The organism is Methylobacterium sp. J-118, from assembly GCF_057836565.1.
In genome coordinates this window covers 891284-906945 of record NZ_JBYQFA010000001.1, presented here as the reverse complement: position 1 = coordinate 906945, position 15662 = coordinate 891284, and the positions used below count along the sequence as shown (strand labels likewise).

The window sequence follows — 15662 nt, the reverse complement described above, 5'->3', positions numbered from 1 at the left end:
CGATCCGGTGTCCGGCCGGCCAGCGGGCCGGCGGGACCGGCGGCCGGGGCGCGGTAAAACTCTCCTTCGGACAGGGTTTCTCCCGGCGGCCGCACGGCCCATATTGTGTCCATGCCCGCTCCGAAGAAATCGCGCGCCGCCTCCGTCACGGCCTCGTCCGCCAAGGCGTCGAAGCCCGAACTGAAGCCCCTCGACACATATCTCGCCGCACTGCTGAACCCGGCACTCAACCGCAACCGGCCGCCGCCCGTGGAGCCGACGCCCGAGGCGCCCGCCCGGCCGGGCAGGCTCAAGAAGCGTGGCGCCAAGGACGGGACCACCGGCGGCTCCTCCCCGGCCGCCACGCGCCGGGCCGAGATCGCCCGCGACGGCTTCGCGGAGGCGCCCCAGGCCGGCTACGCCCTGGGCGACGCCGCCGATGTCGACCCGCGCCTCGCCCAGGCCCTGGGCCTGATCCCGCCCGAGGACGGCCCCGTCCCGGAGGGTGCTGACCTGACGGATCCCGGCGGCGACGGGGGCGCCTCGGCCACCGTGACGGCGCTGGAGCGGCTGCTCACTGAGGGCAACCCGCTGTTCAAGGACGGCCAGACCTGGACCCCGCACCGGCCGGAGCGCCCGCAGAAATCCGAGGGCGGGCTGCGGTTCACGCTGAGATCCGAGTTCGAGCCGGCCGGCGACCAGCCCACCGCCATCGCCGAACTGGTCAAGGGCGTGCAGGTACACGAGCGCGATCAGGTCCTGCTCGGCGTGACCGGCTCGGGCAAGACCTTCACGATGGCCAAGATCATCGAGGAGACCCAGCGCCCGGCGCTGATCCTCGCCCCCAACAAGACGCTGGCCGCCCAGCTCTACGGAGAATTTAAGTCCTTTTTCCCGGACAACGCGGTTGAGTATTTCGTTTCTTACTACGATTACTACCAGCCCGAGGCCTATGTCCCGCGCTCGGACACGTTCATCGAGAAGGAATCCTCGATCAACGAGCAGATCGACCGGATGCGCCATTCCGCCACCCGCGCGCTGCTGGAGCGGGACGACGTGATCATCGTCGCTTCGGTCTCGTGCATCTACGGCATCGGCTCGGTCGAGACCTACACGGCGATGTCGTTCACCGTCTCGCTCGGCGAGCGGATCGAGCAGCGTCAGCTGATCGCCGACCTCGTAGCGCTGCAGTACAAGCGCATCCAGTCGGATTTCGCCCGCGGCACCTTCCGGGTGCGGGGCGATTCCATCGAATTGTGGCCGGCCCACCTGGAGGATCGCGGCTGGCGGATCGGCCTGTTCGGCGACGAGATCGAGAGCATCGTCGAGTTCGATCCGCTCACCGGCAAGACCATCGCCGAGCTGAAGTTCGTGAAGGTCTACGCAAACTCGCACTACGTGACGCCGCGCCCGACGCTGCAGCAGGCGATCAAGGGCATCAAGAACGAGCTGAACGGCCGGATCGAGGAGCTGACCAAGATGGGCCGGCTGATCGAGGCCCAGCGCATCGATCAGCGCTGCACCTTCGACATCGAGATGATCGAGGCCACCGGCGCCTGCAACGGCATTGAGAACTATTCCCGCTACCTCACCGGCCGGAAGCCCGGCGAGCCGCCGCCGACCCTGTTCGAGTACCTGCCCGACAACGCCCTGGTCTTCACCGACGAGAGCCACGTCACCGTCCCGCAGATCGGCGGCATGTACCGGGGCGACTTTCGCCGGAAGGCGACGCTCGCCGAATACGGCTTCCGCCTGCCCTCCTGCCTGGACAACCGGCCGCTGCGCTTCGAGGAGTGGGACGCGATGCGGCCCATGACCGTCCACGTCTCGGCGACGCCTGGCAAGTGGGAGATGGAGCAGACCGGCGGCGTCTTCGCCGAGCAGGTGATCCGTCCGACCGGCCTCGTGGACCCGGTGATCGAAATCCGCCCCGCCCGCAGCCAGGTCGACGACCTGCTGGGCGAGGTCCGGGAGGTGGCCCAGGCTGGCTATCGGACGCTGGTGACAACGCTGACCAAGCGAATGGCCGAGGACCTCACCGAGTACCTGCACGAGAACGGCGTGCGGGTGCGCTACATGCACTCCGACATCGACACGCTGGAGCGGATCGAGATCATCCGGGATCTCCGCCTCGGCGCCTTCGACGTGCTGATCGGCATCAACCTGCTGCGCGAGGGTCTCGACATCCCGGAATGCGCCCTGGTGGCGATCCTCGATGCCGACAAGGAGGGCTTTCTGCGCTCGGAGACCTCGCTGATCCAGACGATCGGCCGCGCCGCCCGGAACGCGGACGCGCGCTGCATCCTGTACGCGGACAACATCACCGGCTCGATGGAGCGGGCGATGGCCGAGACCGAGCGGCGCCGGACCAAGCAGCTCGCCTACAACGAGGAGCACGGGATCACCCCGCAGAGCGTGAAGCGCGGCATCGCCGACATCCTCAGCAGCGTGTTCGAGCGCGACCACGTCCAGGTCGATACCGGCCTAGCGAAGGACGCGATCACGGTCGGCCATAACCTGAAGGCGGTGCTGGCCGATCTGGAGAAGCGCATGCGCGCGGCGGCCGCCGATCTCGACTTCGAGGAGGCGGCGCGGCTGCGCGACGAGCTGAAGCGGCTCCAGGCGACCGAGCTGCTGGTCTCGGACGACCCGATGGCCCGGCAGGGGGACGTGGAGCGCGAGGCCGGCAAGTTCGGCCGGAAAGCCCCGCGCGGGGCGGGGCACAGCCGCATCGCCAAGCCCGACCTCGACAATATGGGTCCGGGCACCGACCGCGAGCTGCCGGTCGGCGGCGGCGCGCCAGTCTGGCAGGAAAGGCCGAAGCCGCGCTCGACGCAGGGCCTCGGCGGGCAGAAACCTAAATACAAGGGCGGCGGCGGGCGGCGGCGCGACTGAACGGGCGCCGGACCCTCATGCGGCTTCGTGGTTCCGGCCCACACCCTGCGCCGCCGCTTCCTCGCCCGCGTCGACGATCGCTTGCGCGATCCGAACCACGAGGGCGTCGCAGGCCGCGTCGTAGGCGCGGGGATCCGCCTGAACGGCAGCCTCCGCGACGGCGCCGACCCGGTCCCGGACGATCTCGCGCGCGGTGCGCAGCGCGTCGGCGAAGGGTTCGAACGGTCGGGGCATCGCGGCGCTCCGGCAGGCGCCGGGTCGCTCCGGCTTCGGTTGGCCGCTGGAACGAGCGGGCCGGCGAAACCGTTCCCTGCGGCGCTGGACGCGCAACCCCGCACCGGCCCAGATCACCCCCGGTGACAGACGAGCACCCGATGGCCTCAGAGACGAACACGCCCCCCGCCCTCGACGACGAGACCCTGGCCTTCGCCGGGCGCGTCTTCCAATACGCGCGGATGGGCCATGCGCAGGAACTTGCCGAGCTGTTCGGCCAGGGCCTGCCGGCGAACCTGCGCAACGACAAGGGCGACAGCCTGCTGATGCTCGCGGCCTATAACGGTCAGGCGGAGGCGACCCGGGTAATCCTGGAGGCCGGCGGCGATCCCGAGCTCGCCAACGATCGAGGCCAGACGCCGCTCGCCGGGGCGGCGTTCAAGAACGACCTGGCGGTGGCGCGGCTGCTGCTCGAACACGGGGCCGCGGTCGACGGCACCGGCGACGGGACGCGCACGGCCCTGATGACCGCCGCGATGTTCGACCGAACAGAGATGGTCGACCTGCTCCTCCAGCACGGCGCCGACCCGGATCGCCGCGACGGCTCCGGCCAGGGCGCGGCCGACATGGCCCGGGCCATGGGCGCGCAGGCGACCCCGGGCCAGCTCGACGCGGCGGCGCGGGCGGTGGGCTGAACGTCAGTCGAGATCCACGGCCGCGGGAGACTGCGATGGAATCACGGCCATCGTCAGCCCGAGAGCCGCAATCACCCGCTGAACGGTGTCGAGGCTCGGGTTTCCGCCCTGCGATAGAGCCTTGTAGAGGCTCTCGCGTCCAAGTCCGCTGGCATCGGCCACGGCCGTCATGCCGCTGGCCCGCGCGACGTCACCGAGCGCCTGCCGGAACGCTGCGGGATCATTCTCCTCCAAGGCCGCCGAAAGGTAGGCGGCGGCCTCCGCGGGCGTGCGGATATAGGTGGCCACATCGAAGGGGCGCGTCGGTGTCGTGCCGTTCGTCATGCGCTGCCTACCCAAACTGTGCGTGCCAGATCGCGGGCCCGAGCGATGTCGCGGGTCTGCGAATCCTTGTCGCCGCCGCACAGGAGAATGACGATCCCGCCATCGGCACGCTCGACGAAGTAGACACGGTAACCGGGACCTGTATCAATCTTCATCTCGCTAACCCCACCGCCGACCGGGGCCACCTGTCCGCGATGACCCTCCTGGAGGCGCACGATCCGGCGCAGGATGCGGGCACGGCCTGCGGCATCGCGCAGCCTGTCGATCCACCGGTCGAACACCTCCGTGGTCAACACCTCGGGCACAATCAGTATCCCATAAGATACAAACGATCGCAACGGCGCCCGACATCCGGGGGGATGCATCCTCTGGGGCAATGGGCGACCGGAGAACCGGGAGACGAAACGCCGTGCCGCCCATCACTCGGATCGACACAGGACTTTGGCTCGCTTGCGCGGGGCTGGTCGTGGCGCCATTCGGAGCCGTCGCCGCCGAGACCCCCTGGCCGGCCTTCGGGCACGATCCCAGCAACCGCAACTTCTCCGAACTCACCCAGATCGACCGCGGTAGCGTCGGACGGCTGCGCCCCGCCTGGATCTTCCAGACCGGGGTCACCGGCTACTTCCAGGCCCAGCCCGTGATGGTGGACGGAAGCCTCTATATCTCCACGACGCAGAACAACGTCGCGGCGCTGGATGCGCGCACCGGCAAGCCGCTCTGGACCTACACCCACAAACCACGGACGGAGAAGATCTTCGGACCGCCGTCGAACCGCGGCCTCGCCGTCTCGGGCGGCCTCGTCTACGAGGCGACCATGGACGGACGGCTGATCGCCCTGGATGCCAAGACCGGCCGCGTGGTCTGGGACAAGGAGGCGGTCCGGCCGGAGGAGGGCGAGACCGAGACCGCCTCGGGGCTGGCGACGACGCTCGGCGGCAAACCCGTTCAGGGCTCGAGCCGCCTGGGCTTCAAGATGCCGCCGCTGGTCGCCGACGGGCTGGTGATCGTCGGCGTCACCGGCGCGGGCTACGGCCTCCACATCGAGGACGAGGCGGGCGGCCTCGACGGCGGCGCGGTGGTCGGCATCGAGGGCGGCTACGGCCGGCGCGGCTGGCTTGCGGCTTACGACGCCAAGACGGGCGCGGAGCGCTGGCGCTGGTACGTCACCCCCGCGGAGGGCTGGGAGGGCGGATTCGTGGAAAAAACCGCCGACGGAACGCCGCTCCACCGGGACATCGCGGCCGAGAAGGCGGCGGCACCCGCCAACCGCGAGGCTTGGCGCGTCGGCGGCGGCTCCCTCTGGATGACGCCGGCCTACGATCCCGATCTCGGCCTGATCTTCCTCGGGACCGGCAATCCGGCGCCACAGAATTTCGGCCTGTCGCGGCCGGGGGACAATCTCTACACGATGTGCCTCGTCGCCCTCGACGTGAAGACGGGCACCTTGCGCTGGTACTACCAGCAGGTGCCCCACGACGAGTGGGGCTACGACGTCGCCGCGCCGCCCTTCCTGCTCGACATGCCGGGTGGGACGAAGGCGGTGGCCTCGGCGAGCAAGACCGGCTGGATCTATGTCCACGACCGCGCGACCGGAAAGCTGCTGGAGCGCTCGGCGCCGCTCCTCGACCAGAAGAACCTGTTCACGCCGCCGAGCGCGCAGGGCACGGTGGTGGCACCCGGGCCCCTCGGCGCGGTCTCCTGGCCGCCGACCGCCTATGACGGGCGGCTGGCCTACGTGCAGGTCCGCCACGGGGCGACGACCTACACGGTGAAGACAGTGCCGGCGGCCGCCGGACGGCCGGAGATCCGCTACAGCGAGACCGCCGAGGCAAAGGGCGAGCCCGCCTTCAGCACGCTCAGCGCCGTCGACCTTGCCGACGGCGGCCGGATCGCTTGGTCGGTGCGCGCGGCGAGCCGCCTGTCCGGGGGGACGCTCGCGACCGCCGGCGGCCTCGTCTTCTCCGGCGAGGAGGACGGCCATCTCGATGCCCACGATTCCAGTGACGGCCGGGTGCTCTGGCGCTTCCAGTGCGGGGCGGGCATCAGCGGCCCGGCCATGACCTACGCCCTCGACGGCCGGCAATACGTCGCGGTGGCGGCGGGCGGCGCGTCCTACACGAAGGCGGCGGGCTTCGGCACCGGCGACGCACTCCTGGTCTTCGCGCTGCCCGATTGACGCCCACTGAGCTTGGCTGGAGAAGTTCCAAGCAATGACGGCGGGGACTCATCCGATCGATGGCTGACGAGGGGAGCGCGGCCGGCGCCGACGCGGGTTCGCAACCGACCGATCGCGGGCTGCCGGTGATCCGCACCATCGCGATGCCCGCCGATACCAACCCGGCCGGCGACATCTTCGGCGGCTGGCTGATGGCGCAGATGGATCTCGCGGCCGGCAACGTCGCGGCCCGACGCTCGCGTGGACGCTGTGCCACCATCGCGGTCGACGCGATCACGTTCCATCATCCGGTCTTCGTCGGCGACGAGGTCAGCCTCTACGCGTGGCTGGTCACGGTCGGGCGCTCGTCCCTCCGCATTCAGGTCGAGGTCTGGCGGCGCGAGCGGGCGAGCGAGACCACCATGAAGGTGACGGAGGCGACCTTCACCTTCGTGGCGATCGGCGACGACCGGCGCCCGCGGCCGGTGCCGCCGGAGGTGGGCGGGATTACGCCGTGATATCGACGGTGGTGCCAGGTGCGGGCGGCGTCTGCACGTTGTCGTCGCTCGCAGACGCCTTGGCGTGAGCGAGCTGTGCCTGCGCCTTATCGACCAGCTTCTGGTCGCAGGCGACGCAGCTGGGGCTATGATTGCGCTTGTCCTAATCGACAACGCTGTTGGCGTCGGCGAGCGCCTGCTGCGCTGTCGCGACTCCCGCCTGCGTCCGGGAAGCCTGTTGTGCCGCCTGGACCGACTTGGCCGATTGCGCCTGCCCCAGGGGTTTGAATGATAGGGTGTCCGCGCCGCGCGGGGTGACCGATCCGATGCTGCTTGCCATCCGTGAAAGTCCGAACGAACACCTCAGGTGGGATGGTGCAAGTAAGATATTGAGATCACGCTAATCGGTGATCGACCGGTGCGACTAAAATTTACACAATTTTGGCTGGCATGCAAAAGACCAAATCAGCTGCGTATGATTTCGTGACCGACGATGAATGTGGCTTTGCTTCAGTTCTGGCGTCGGTGATCTTCTTATCTTCCTGCAAGCAAAGCCAGGGGATCCGCGCTACTTCCCTTTAAATGTGAATTTGGTGATCTGCCCGGATGAGGGGGTGGTCACGCTAGCCGAGGCCATTAACACACGACTGTCGTGGACCGAGATCTGCGTGAACGGATGTGCCCCAAGCATCATCCCGAGACATAATTTCCGGCTTTCGGAAAATGATGATGCAAAATCAGAGACCCAGCGCATCGTCCTGATTGAGATCTTCAGGACGATGCGCTGAACGTCGGATCCCCTATCAAATCGCTTCGAATCCACCCCATGGCCGTCATCAGCGAGACCGGCGGACGAGACCCGCCGCGCCGTCGCGTGGGCGGAGTTCGGTGAAGCCGGCTCATCGCGGGCCGGTGTCACGCCGTCGAGGGCGACGCTCGCCATGACGGCGCGGCGTGACAGGCGGATCAGCCGCCTCGATTGCCGGCGAGCGCGTAGCGCGTGCGCAGCCGCAGGCCGAACACCGCCATCATGAACATGCAGCAGGTGGCGTTGTTGCCGTTGTACAGAACCGTCTCGAACGAGGCCGAGACGAGGCCCAGGAACCAGAACCGCAGGAACAGCAGCGTCTCGGCGTCCAGACGGCCGCCGCCGGCCACACGCTGCAGGTCGCGCACGGGGGCGAGCACGAAGGCCGCCACGGTGAGCGCGAGGAGCGGCAGACCGCCGATCAGCGCCGTGTCGAGATAGGCGTTATGGGCGTGATCGACGGTGTTGACCCAGGTCAGTTCCTCGGAGCCGGCATACATGGTCCGCTCGGTCATCCAGAACGCGCCGAGCCCCCAGCCGCGCCAGGGCCGGATCAGGATGTTGTCGATGGCGAATTGCCAGATCTCGCTGCGCCCCGTGAAGGTCGCGTCGGTGAGGAGCGCCCCGACCGCGTCCTGGATCGGCGGCACCAGGACGGAACCGATGGAGATCAGCGAGAACCCGACCACCGGGCCGAGGAGCAGAAGGCCCCGGGCGAGGCCCCCGGTCAGAATCTGGCAAAGCCCCGTGGTGGCGAGGATCACCGGCAGCAGCAGGATCGCGGTCTTGGAGCCGCTCGCCACCAGGAACCCCGCCGCCAACAGCACGATCCCCCAGCCCAGGAGCCGGCTCGCCGCTGCGGCGACGTAGAGGCCGACGATCACCAGGATCACCATGGCGGCCCCGGCCTCGTTCTTCTGCGGGAAGATCCCGCGCCAGAGGCCCGGATGGCTCGGATCGGAATTGACGTCGAAGGCCGAATGGATCGCGAGGCTCGGTACGAAGGCCACCGCCAGGTAAGAGGACAGCACGATCACCAGGGCCGCCCCGGCCATGGTCAACGCCAATTGCCGCGGGGATCGGGCGACGATCAAAACACCCGCCGAGAGCATGGCGGCGATGGCGAACAGCGCCAGCCGCCGCAGCGACAGGCCCGGCTCGATGGACAGGAGGGTCGTCAGGCCGAGCCAGAGGGCGCAGAGCAGGAGCGGCCGCGTCATCAGCGGGCGCAGGTGCCGCACGCCGATCCGGTGGATCGCCGCCGCCATGGCGGCACCGGCGGCGAGGAACAGCACCTGGGTCAGCAGGCTGCCGTCCTCTGAGGCCGCCAGGATCGAGCGATCGGACAGGTCCTTCAGCCAGACGTGGTTCCAGAGGAGGACGAAGACCGCCCCGTTCAGGAGCACGCGCAGCACGTCCGGAACATCCCGGCCGGCGATGCCCTGGTGCCGCCCCTCGGCGGGGATCCCGATCGCCGCGTCCGCAGAAGCCATGTCCCGTTCCACCGCCGAACCCGCGACCCATCGAGGTCCCAGAGAAGCATCCCGGTGATCCCACCTACTTCTCTTATCTCGGGGCGACCGCGTCAGCGGGCCCGGAAGGAAGGCTCCGCCGCGCTCCGGCACCCGAGGATGAGAGAATTGGGTCGGACGTTCGTGGCTTCTGTCTGGGACGGCGTGGTTGGCCGCAGCCTCATCTTAGTCCCGGACCCGGCCCGGGCGATGGCAAATCAAAAGTTGCACCCACCGATCGCGCACTAACCTTGACGAAGGTTTTCCGGGTTCAGCGCCGCATCGTGTACTGCGACCGGCTGGCGGATTGGCGCATCAGAAACGCCGCCATCTCGGCGAGTTCCGGGGCCTTCGAGCGGAAGGTCACCGACAGAGCCAGCAGCGTGTCCTTGTGGTCGAGGCCGGGATAGATCCGCTGTTGCACGGGCACATGCTCGGCGCGCAGGCGCGCGGCGAGGCTGACGGTGTGCCGGGGCTTCACCACCGTGTCGGCATCGCCGGTCGCCAGGAAGGCGGGGGGTGACAGCGGTCCGACGAAGCTGCCCGGCTGGGTCGCGGCCGCGTCGGGCGCCTGTCCGAACACCTTGATTGTGGTGTCCTGATCGAGGGGCAGGAAATCGTAGGGGCCGGACAGGCCGGCCACCGCCTTGATCGCCTTGGGATCGACGCCGGCCGCGATCACGTAGCGCGGGTCAAGGCCGAGCATCACGGCGTTGTAGGCCCCCGCGGAATGCCCGGCCAGGACGATCCGGCGCGGGTCGCCGCCATAGGCCGCGATGTTGTCGCGCACCCAGGCGAGCGCCGCGGCGCCGTCCTCCAGGAAGCCCGGGAACGCCGTCTCGGGATAGAGCCGATAGTCCGGCAGCACCGTGACGAAGCCCTGGGCGGCGAGCGCATGTCCAACGAAGGCGTAGTCGTCCTTCGAGCCGCTCTGCCAGGAGCCGCCGTAGAAGAACACCAGCACGGGGGCGTTCTCGGCGGCCGCGGCGGGCACGTAGACGTCGAGCCGCCGCCGCGACCCTTCACCGAAGGGCTGGTCCTTCGCGGCGAGGCGCCCGCCCGGATCCCGCGGGCCGATCGCGTCGAACAGCGCGAGCGGCGAAGCCGCGTTGAGGCCGAACGCGGCGAGCCCGAGGCAGAGCAGGCTGGCAAGCGCAGTGAAGAGCCGTGTCATATCCCGTCCGGTTGTCGCGACCGGCCCATACCGCGCCAGGCTCGGGGCGGATTGATGACGGCCGCGCGGCGGCGCGCGAAAAATCAGGTCCGCAGCACGAAACAGGCGCCGCCGACCTTGCGGATGCGGCCGCACAGGTCGTCGGCGGCCTGCCGGTTCTGTGCCGGGATCCGGATCCGGTAGAACGCCCGGGTGCCACGGTTGCGCAGGCGCGTGCCGATGATCATCGGCCGCACGTCGCCGATCACCCCCGCATAGGCGCTCCGCGCCCGGTTGAAGCTCTGGAGCGCCAGCGCCTTGGAGAAGTTGCCGGCGAGTTGGATCCCCCAGGGCGCGGCCGGGCCCTCGTTGGCCCCCAGGGCGAAGCGATCGCCGCGGGACGGGATGCGCAGGCTGGCGGTGACCTGAAGGCAGGTCTGCGCCGGCTCCGGTTTCGCGTCCGCCGTCTCGGGCTTCTTGGGCGCGCCGCCTTCCGGGTATTCGATCGCCTTGGCGGGACCGGTGCGCCAATCGTCGGCCGGGACGCCCGTGATGGCGGCCACGTAGGCGCGGGTCTCGGCGGGCAGGCCGCCATCCCCGGCCAGCCACTTGCTGACACGGGCCGCCCCCCCGTTATAGGCCGCCGCGGCGAGCCCGAGATTGCCGAACTGGCTCTTCAGGTCCGCCAGCAGGTGGGCGGCGTGCGGGATCGCCTGTTCGGGGTCGAACGGGTCGAGGAGCCCGCGCTCACGGGCAGTCCCGGGCATGAACTGGGCGACGCCCTGTGCCCCCGCCGGGCTGACGACGCCCACGCGAAAGCTGCTCTCGCGCCAGATCAGCCGCGTCAGGAACGGCACCGGCAGGGCACGGGCCTTGGCGGATTCGTCGATCAGGCGGCACAGCGCCTGCTCGACGGTCTCGGTCGCCCCCTCGGACGGAACGGCGGCGGCCGGACGGGCCGAGCCGAGGAGGAAGAGGGCGAGGAGCGCGCCGTGGCGCAGGCGTGAGATGTCCACACCGGCGCTTGTAGCGACCTCCGGTTGCGGATCAATCCGTCGGACAGGGTGGGGCGCGGCCGATCACGGCACCGTGCTCATCGGTCGCCCAGGCCGGTGCATCCTCCCCCAGACGACGCGCCGGCCGCTCGCAGCGCATCGGGGCGCCCGCGATGGCAACCGGCGGCCGCAGGCGCCGCGCCGGGCCCCAGGCCGTTGCCTCGATGTCCGGCGCGCAATCCTCCGCGGTCTCGGCCGCGAAGGCCGGTTCGGGCGGAGCCGCACCCGCCTCGATCAGGAAGGCGGCCGTGCGGGCGAGGGAGAGTCGCGCCCGGCCACCGGTGCCGTCCGACAGGCGCCGGCTCAGCAGCCGAAGCACGGCCGCCGCCATCAAGTAGCCGGTGGCGTGATCGAGGGCCTGGACCGGGAGCGGCACCGGAGCGTCGGCCCCGCGCCAATCCTGCCCGGCCTGCGCGATCCCGGTGCTCATCTGGACGAGACTGTCGAAGCCGCGCCGTCCGGCCCAGGGGCCGGTCCAGCCGTAGGCGTCGAGGCAAACCTCGACGAGGCCCGGCGTCAGGTCCGACCGGGTGCGCGCCCCGTAGCCGAGCCCGTCCAGCGCGCCGGGCCGGTAGCCGTGGACCAGCACGTCCGCCCCGGCCAGCAGGGCGTCGAAGGTGGCCCGGTCGGCGTCGCGGCGCAGGTCGAGGCGGGCGCAGGTCTTGCCGGGGGTCACCTCCGGCTCGATGGCGGCCTCGGTCCAGTCGGGCGGGTCGATGCGCAGTACATCGGCCCCGAAGCCCGCGAGAAAGCGCGTCGCCACCGGCCCGGCCAGCACCCGCGTCAGGTCAAGCACGCGCAGGCCGGCCAGCGGGCGCCCCGGCCGGGGCGCCCAGCCCGATGCCGCCGCATTCGTCGGCCGGCCGCCACACGGCGCCAGCGCCACCAGAGGTTCGGCCGCCACCGCACGGCCCTGCGGGTGCGCGGCCCAGGCGTCGAGCCCGCGCATCTCGGCGGCGCAGCCACCCTCGGCCAGGATCGCGGCCTCCAGGGTGCCCGTGTCCCAGTTTGCCACCGCCCGCGCCATGCCGGCGCGATCCGCCTGGGCGCCGAGCACCCGCTCGGCCGCCGCCCGGTGATGCGGGGCGTTGGTGTGGAGCCGGATCCAGCCGTCCCGCGTCCCGTAGTCGCCCGCCACCGGGTCCCAGGGCGCCGGCACACGCCAGCCTTCCGGCCGCAGCGACGTCGCGAACCAGAACGAGGCGAGCCGCCGGTCCACGGTCACCGGCCCCGTCAGGTCCGCGACCTCGGCGAGCGCCAGCGCGGCCGCCGCGACCGAGCCCGCCGCGAGGTCGCTCACCGCGAAGGCCGAGGGCAGGGCGCCCATCCCGGTGACGTGCAGGCGGTCGAGGGCGCCGGTCGGCCCGTCGAGGGCCTGCCAGATCTGGGCGGCGAAGGCGTGGGATCCGGCCGTCATCGCGATCTCCCGTCCGATCCGCCGCGACCGGGCGGACCATCGTCGCAGCAAGATAGACTAGGGTCATTGGCCCCGCGCGCTATAAGGAGCGGCATGACGTTGGATGAATCCGAGCCGCTGCTGGCCGTCGAGACCCTGTCCGTCGCCTTCCGGTCCCGCGCGGGCGAGACGGCGGCGGTCGACGGGATCGGCTTCACCATCCGGCGCGGCGAGACCGTGGCGCTGGTCGGCGAATCGGGCTCCGGCAAGTCCGTGACGGCGCTCGCGATCCTGCGGCTCCTCGACGGGGCGGCGCGCCAGGAGGGCCGGATCCTGTTCAAGGGCCGCGACCTCGCGACCCTCCCGGAACGCGCGATGCGCGACGTCCGCGGCGCCGACATCACCATGGTGTTCCAGGAACCGATGACGTCGCTGAATCCGCTCCACACGATCGAGCGGCAGATCGGCGAAGTCCTGGGGCTCCACCGCGGCCTGACGGGGCGCGCCGCCCGCCGGCGCATCCTCGAACTGCTGGACCTCGTGGGCCTGCGCGACGCGGAGCGTCGCCTCGGCGCCTACCCGCACGAACTCTCCGGCGGCCAGCGCCAGCGGGTGATGATCGCCATGGCGCTCGCCTGCGAGCCGGACCTGCTCGTCGCCGACGAGCCGACCACCGCCCTCGACGTCACGGTCCAGGCGCAGATTCTGGCGCTCCTCGCCGACCTGCAGAAGCGCCTCGGCATGGCAATGCTGTTCATCACCCACGATCTCGGCATCGTCGAGCGGATCGCCGACCGGGTCTGCGTGATGCTGAAGGGCCGGATCGTGGAGGCGGGGGCGACGAAGGCGGTCTTCGCCGACCCGCAGCACGACTACACGAGGCGCCTGATCGCCTCGGAGCCGAAGGGCCGCGCCAACCCGGTCCCGGCCGATGCCGCAAACCTGCTCGAGGCCGGGCCGCTCAAGGTCTGGTTCCCCCTGAAGACCGGCCTGCTCCGGAGGGTCACCGGCCACGTCAAGGCGGTGGACGGGGTCTCGCTGAAGGTCCGCGCCGGCGAGACCGTGGGCGTCGTCGGCGAATCCGGCTCAGGCAAGACCACGCTGGGTCTCGCCCTGCTGCGGCTGACGGCCTCGGAGGGGCCGATCGTGTTCCTGGGCCGCACGATCGACAGCTTCACGGTGGCGCAGATGCGGCCCCTGCGGCGGGACATGCAGGTCGTCTTCCAGGACCCCTACGGCTCGCTGTCGCCGCGCATGTCCGTGGCCGATATCGTCGCCGAGGGGCTGGTGGTGCAGGGTGCCGTGCGCGGCCGGGCCGAGCGCCGGGCGGTCGTCTCGAAGGCGCTCGCCGATGTCGGCCTGGACCCGGCCGCCATGGATCGCTACCCGCACGAATTCTCCGGCGGCCAGCGCCAGCGCATCGCCATCGCCCGGGCCATCGTACTGAACCCCCGCTTCGTGGTGCTCGACGAGCCGACCTCGGCTCTGGACCGCTCGGTCCAGGCCCAGATCGTGACCCTGCTGCGCGACCTGCAGCGGGATCGCGGGCTGGCCTATCTATTCATCAGCCACGACCTGAAGGTCGTGCGGGCGCTCGCCAACTACGTGATGGTCATGCAGAACGGCCGCGTGGTCGAGGAAGGCCCCGCCGAGACGATCTTCGCCGATCCGCGGACCGCCTATACGCGCGCCCTGTTCAAGGCCGCCTTCGCCCTCGACAGCGACGCGCCGACCGAGCTGGAGCCCGTCTGACCGTGCCGCGCGCGCTGATGATCGTCCTCGATTCCGTCGGCATCGGCGGCGCCCCCGACGCCGATGCCTATGGGGATGCCGGCTCCGACACCCTGGGACACATCGCGGAACGCTGTGCGGCGGGTCTGGGCGACCGGGCGGGGCTCCGCGCCGGCCCGCTGCGCCTGCCCCATCTCTCCGCCCTCGGCCTCGGGCTCGCCGCCGCCGGCGCTTCGGGCCGGATCCCGCCCGGTCTCGACACCGCGGGCCGGCCGGCCGGCGCCTACGGCCATGCCGTGGAGATTGCCGCCGGCAAGGACACACCGTCCGGCCACTGGGAGATCACCGGGTTGCCGATGCCCGAACCCTGGGGCCATTTCCCCGAGACGCGGCCGGCCTTCCCGGCGGCGCTGACGCAGGCCCTGATCACGGAGGGCGGATTGCCCGGGATCCTGGGCGATCGGCACGCCCCCGGCGTCGCCATCATCGATGAGCTCGGAGCCGAGCACGTCCGGACCGGCCGGCCGATCTGCTACACCTCCGCCGACAGCGTGTTCCAGATCGCCGCCCACGAGGAGGCCTTCGGCCTGGAAGCGCTCTACGCCCTATGCCGCGTGGCGCGCCGGCTGTGCGATCCGTACCGGGTCTGCCGGGTCATCGCCCGTCCCTTCGTGGGCTCGGCGGACGCAGGGTTCCGCCGGACCGGCAACCGCAAGGACTTCGCGGTGGCACCCCCGGGCCGCACCCTGCTCGACCGCGCCGAGGCGGCCGGCCGGAGCATCGTGAGCGTCGGCAAGATCGGCGACATCTTCGCCCACCGGGCCACCGGCCGCGAGATCAAGCCGGGTCCGAACGCCGCCTGCCTGCAAGCGGGCCTCGATGCCTTGGCCGACCTGCCCGACGGCGGCCTGGTCTTCGTCAACCTCGTGGATTTCGACACCGAGTACGGCCATCGCCGGGACGTGCCGGGCTATGCCGCTGAACTCGAAGCGTTCGACGCCCGGGTCCCGGAGATCCAGGCGGCGCTCCGCCCCGGCGACCTCGCCATCATCACCGCCGACCACGGCAACGACCCGACCTGGACCGGGACCGACCACACCCGCGAGCAGGTGCCGGTCCTAGCCTTCGGACCCGGCGTGACGCCCCGCTCCATCGGCCGGCGGGACAGCCTTTCGGATATCGGCGCCACGGTGGCGGCCCATCTGGGCCTGCCCTGGGACGGCGCCGGACGACCGTTCCTGTAGGGAGGA

Annotated in this window: 15 protein-coding genes; 6 read left to right on the top strand and 9 right to left on the bottom strand. The window is 70.6% G+C overall.

Annotation, left to right across the window (positions count from 1 at the left end):
• Window positions 1–111: 111 nt before the first annotated feature.
• Window positions 112–2874, top strand: coding sequence for an excinuclease ABC subunit UvrB (uvrB, locus tag AC3IF3_RS04375; protein WP_489227457.1), 2763 nt, complete (start codon window positions 112–114; stop codon window positions 2872–2874).
• Window positions 2875–2889: 15 nt separating this feature from the next.
• Here the strand turns inward: uvrB and AC3IF3_RS04370 are convergent, their stop codons facing one another.
• The gene (locus AC3IF3_RS04370; RefSeq protein WP_243972251.1) at window positions 2890–3108 is read right to left on the bottom strand and encodes a hypothetical protein; all 219 of its coding nucleotides are present in this window, start codon (window positions 3106–3108) and stop codon (window positions 2890–2892) included.
• A 140-nt stretch (window positions 3109–3248) separates the two neighbouring features.
• Here AC3IF3_RS04370 and AC3IF3_RS04365 point away from each other — a divergent pair, with 140 nt between their 5' ends.
• Entirely contained in the window at window positions 3249–3782 is a 534-nt protein-coding gene (locus AC3IF3_RS04365) for an ankyrin repeat domain-containing protein (protein WP_489227456.1), read from the top strand.
• 3 nt (window positions 3783–3785) lie between these two features.
• Here AC3IF3_RS04365 and AC3IF3_RS04360 read toward each other — a convergent pair whose 3' ends face one another.
• Both AC3IF3_RS04360 and AC3IF3_RS04355 read right to left on the bottom strand, forming a co-directional pair.
• A complete protein-coding gene (locus AC3IF3_RS04360; protein WP_489219856.1) occupies window positions 3786–4106 on the bottom strand; it encodes an addiction module antidote protein in 321 nt (106 codons plus the stop codon).
• Complete coding sequence (locus AC3IF3_RS04355) at window positions 4103–4411, bottom strand: type II toxin-antitoxin system RelE/ParE family toxin (protein ID WP_489227454.1); 309 nt, start codon at window positions 4409–4411, stop codon at window positions 4103–4105. Before AC3IF3_RS04355 ends, AC3IF3_RS04360 begins: the two co-directional genes overlap by 4 nt.
• A gap of 161 nt (window positions 4412–4572) precedes the next feature.
• On the opposite strand from AC3IF3_RS04355, the gene AC3IF3_RS04350 reads away from it, so the two are divergent.
• Together AC3IF3_RS04350 and AC3IF3_RS04345 are read left to right on the top strand one after the other, a co-directional pair.
• Window positions 4573–6282 (top strand): pyrroloquinoline quinone-dependent dehydrogenase, encoded by a 1710-nt coding sequence (locus AC3IF3_RS04350; RefSeq protein WP_489231239.1) that lies wholly within the window; start codon window positions 4573–4575, stop codon window positions 6280–6282.
• Window positions 6283–6341: 59 nt separating this feature from the next.
• Complete coding sequence (locus AC3IF3_RS04345; protein ID WP_489227453.1) at window positions 6342–6779, top strand: acyl-CoA thioesterase; 438 nt, start codon at window positions 6342–6344, stop codon at window positions 6777–6779.
• Between the two features lie 142 nt (window positions 6780–6921).
• On the opposite strand, the gene AC3IF3_RS04340 is transcribed toward AC3IF3_RS04345, so the two are convergent.
• From AC3IF3_RS04340 to AC3IF3_RS04315, 6 genes are all read right to left on the bottom strand, one after another.
• Window positions 6922–7098 carry a hypothetical protein gene (locus AC3IF3_RS04340; RefSeq protein ID WP_489227451.1) on the bottom strand — a complete coding sequence of 59 codons (177 nt, stop codon included), beginning with the start codon at window positions 7096–7098 and terminating at the stop codon, window positions 6922–6924.
• Window positions 7099–7326: 228 nt separating this feature from the next.
• Window positions 7327–7701, bottom strand: a complete 375-nt coding sequence (locus AC3IF3_RS04335) for a hypothetical protein (protein ID WP_489227450.1) — start codon at window positions 7699–7701, stop codon at window positions 7327–7329.
• A 23-nt stretch (window positions 7702–7724) separates the two neighbouring features.
• On the bottom strand, window positions 7725–9059 hold the full coding sequence (locus AC3IF3_RS04330; RefSeq protein WP_489227448.1) for an O-antigen ligase family protein: 1335 nt from the start codon (window positions 9057–9059) through the stop codon (window positions 7725–7727).
• A gap of 289 nt (window positions 9060–9348) precedes the next feature.
• Window positions 9349–10251, bottom strand: coding sequence for an alpha/beta hydrolase (locus AC3IF3_RS04325; RefSeq protein WP_243972238.1), 903 nt, complete (start codon window positions 10249–10251; stop codon window positions 9349–9351).
• 83 nt (window positions 10252–10334) lie between these two features.
• Complete coding sequence (locus tag AC3IF3_RS04320; RefSeq protein ID WP_409564872.1) at window positions 10335–11246, bottom strand: lytic transglycosylase domain-containing protein; 912 nt, start codon at window positions 11244–11246, stop codon at window positions 10335–10337.
• A 31-nt stretch (window positions 11247–11277) separates the two neighbouring features.
• Window positions 11278–12702, bottom strand: coding sequence for a CoA transferase (locus AC3IF3_RS04315; RefSeq protein WP_489227447.1), 1425 nt, complete (start codon window positions 12700–12702; stop codon window positions 11278–11280).
• A gap of 93 nt (window positions 12703–12795) precedes the next feature.
• On the opposite strand from AC3IF3_RS04315, the gene AC3IF3_RS04310 reads away from it, so the two are divergent.
• Window positions 12796–14433 (top strand): ABC transporter ATP-binding protein, encoded by a 1638-nt coding sequence (locus tag AC3IF3_RS04310; protein ID WP_489227446.1) that lies wholly within the window; start codon window positions 12796–12798, stop codon window positions 14431–14433.
• A 2-nt stretch (window positions 14434–14435) separates the two neighbouring features.
• Window positions 14436–15656, top strand: a complete 1221-nt coding sequence (locus AC3IF3_RS04305; protein ID WP_489227444.1) for a phosphopentomutase — start codon at window positions 14436–14438, stop codon at window positions 15654–15656.
• Window positions 15657–15662 lie beyond the last annotated feature (6 nt).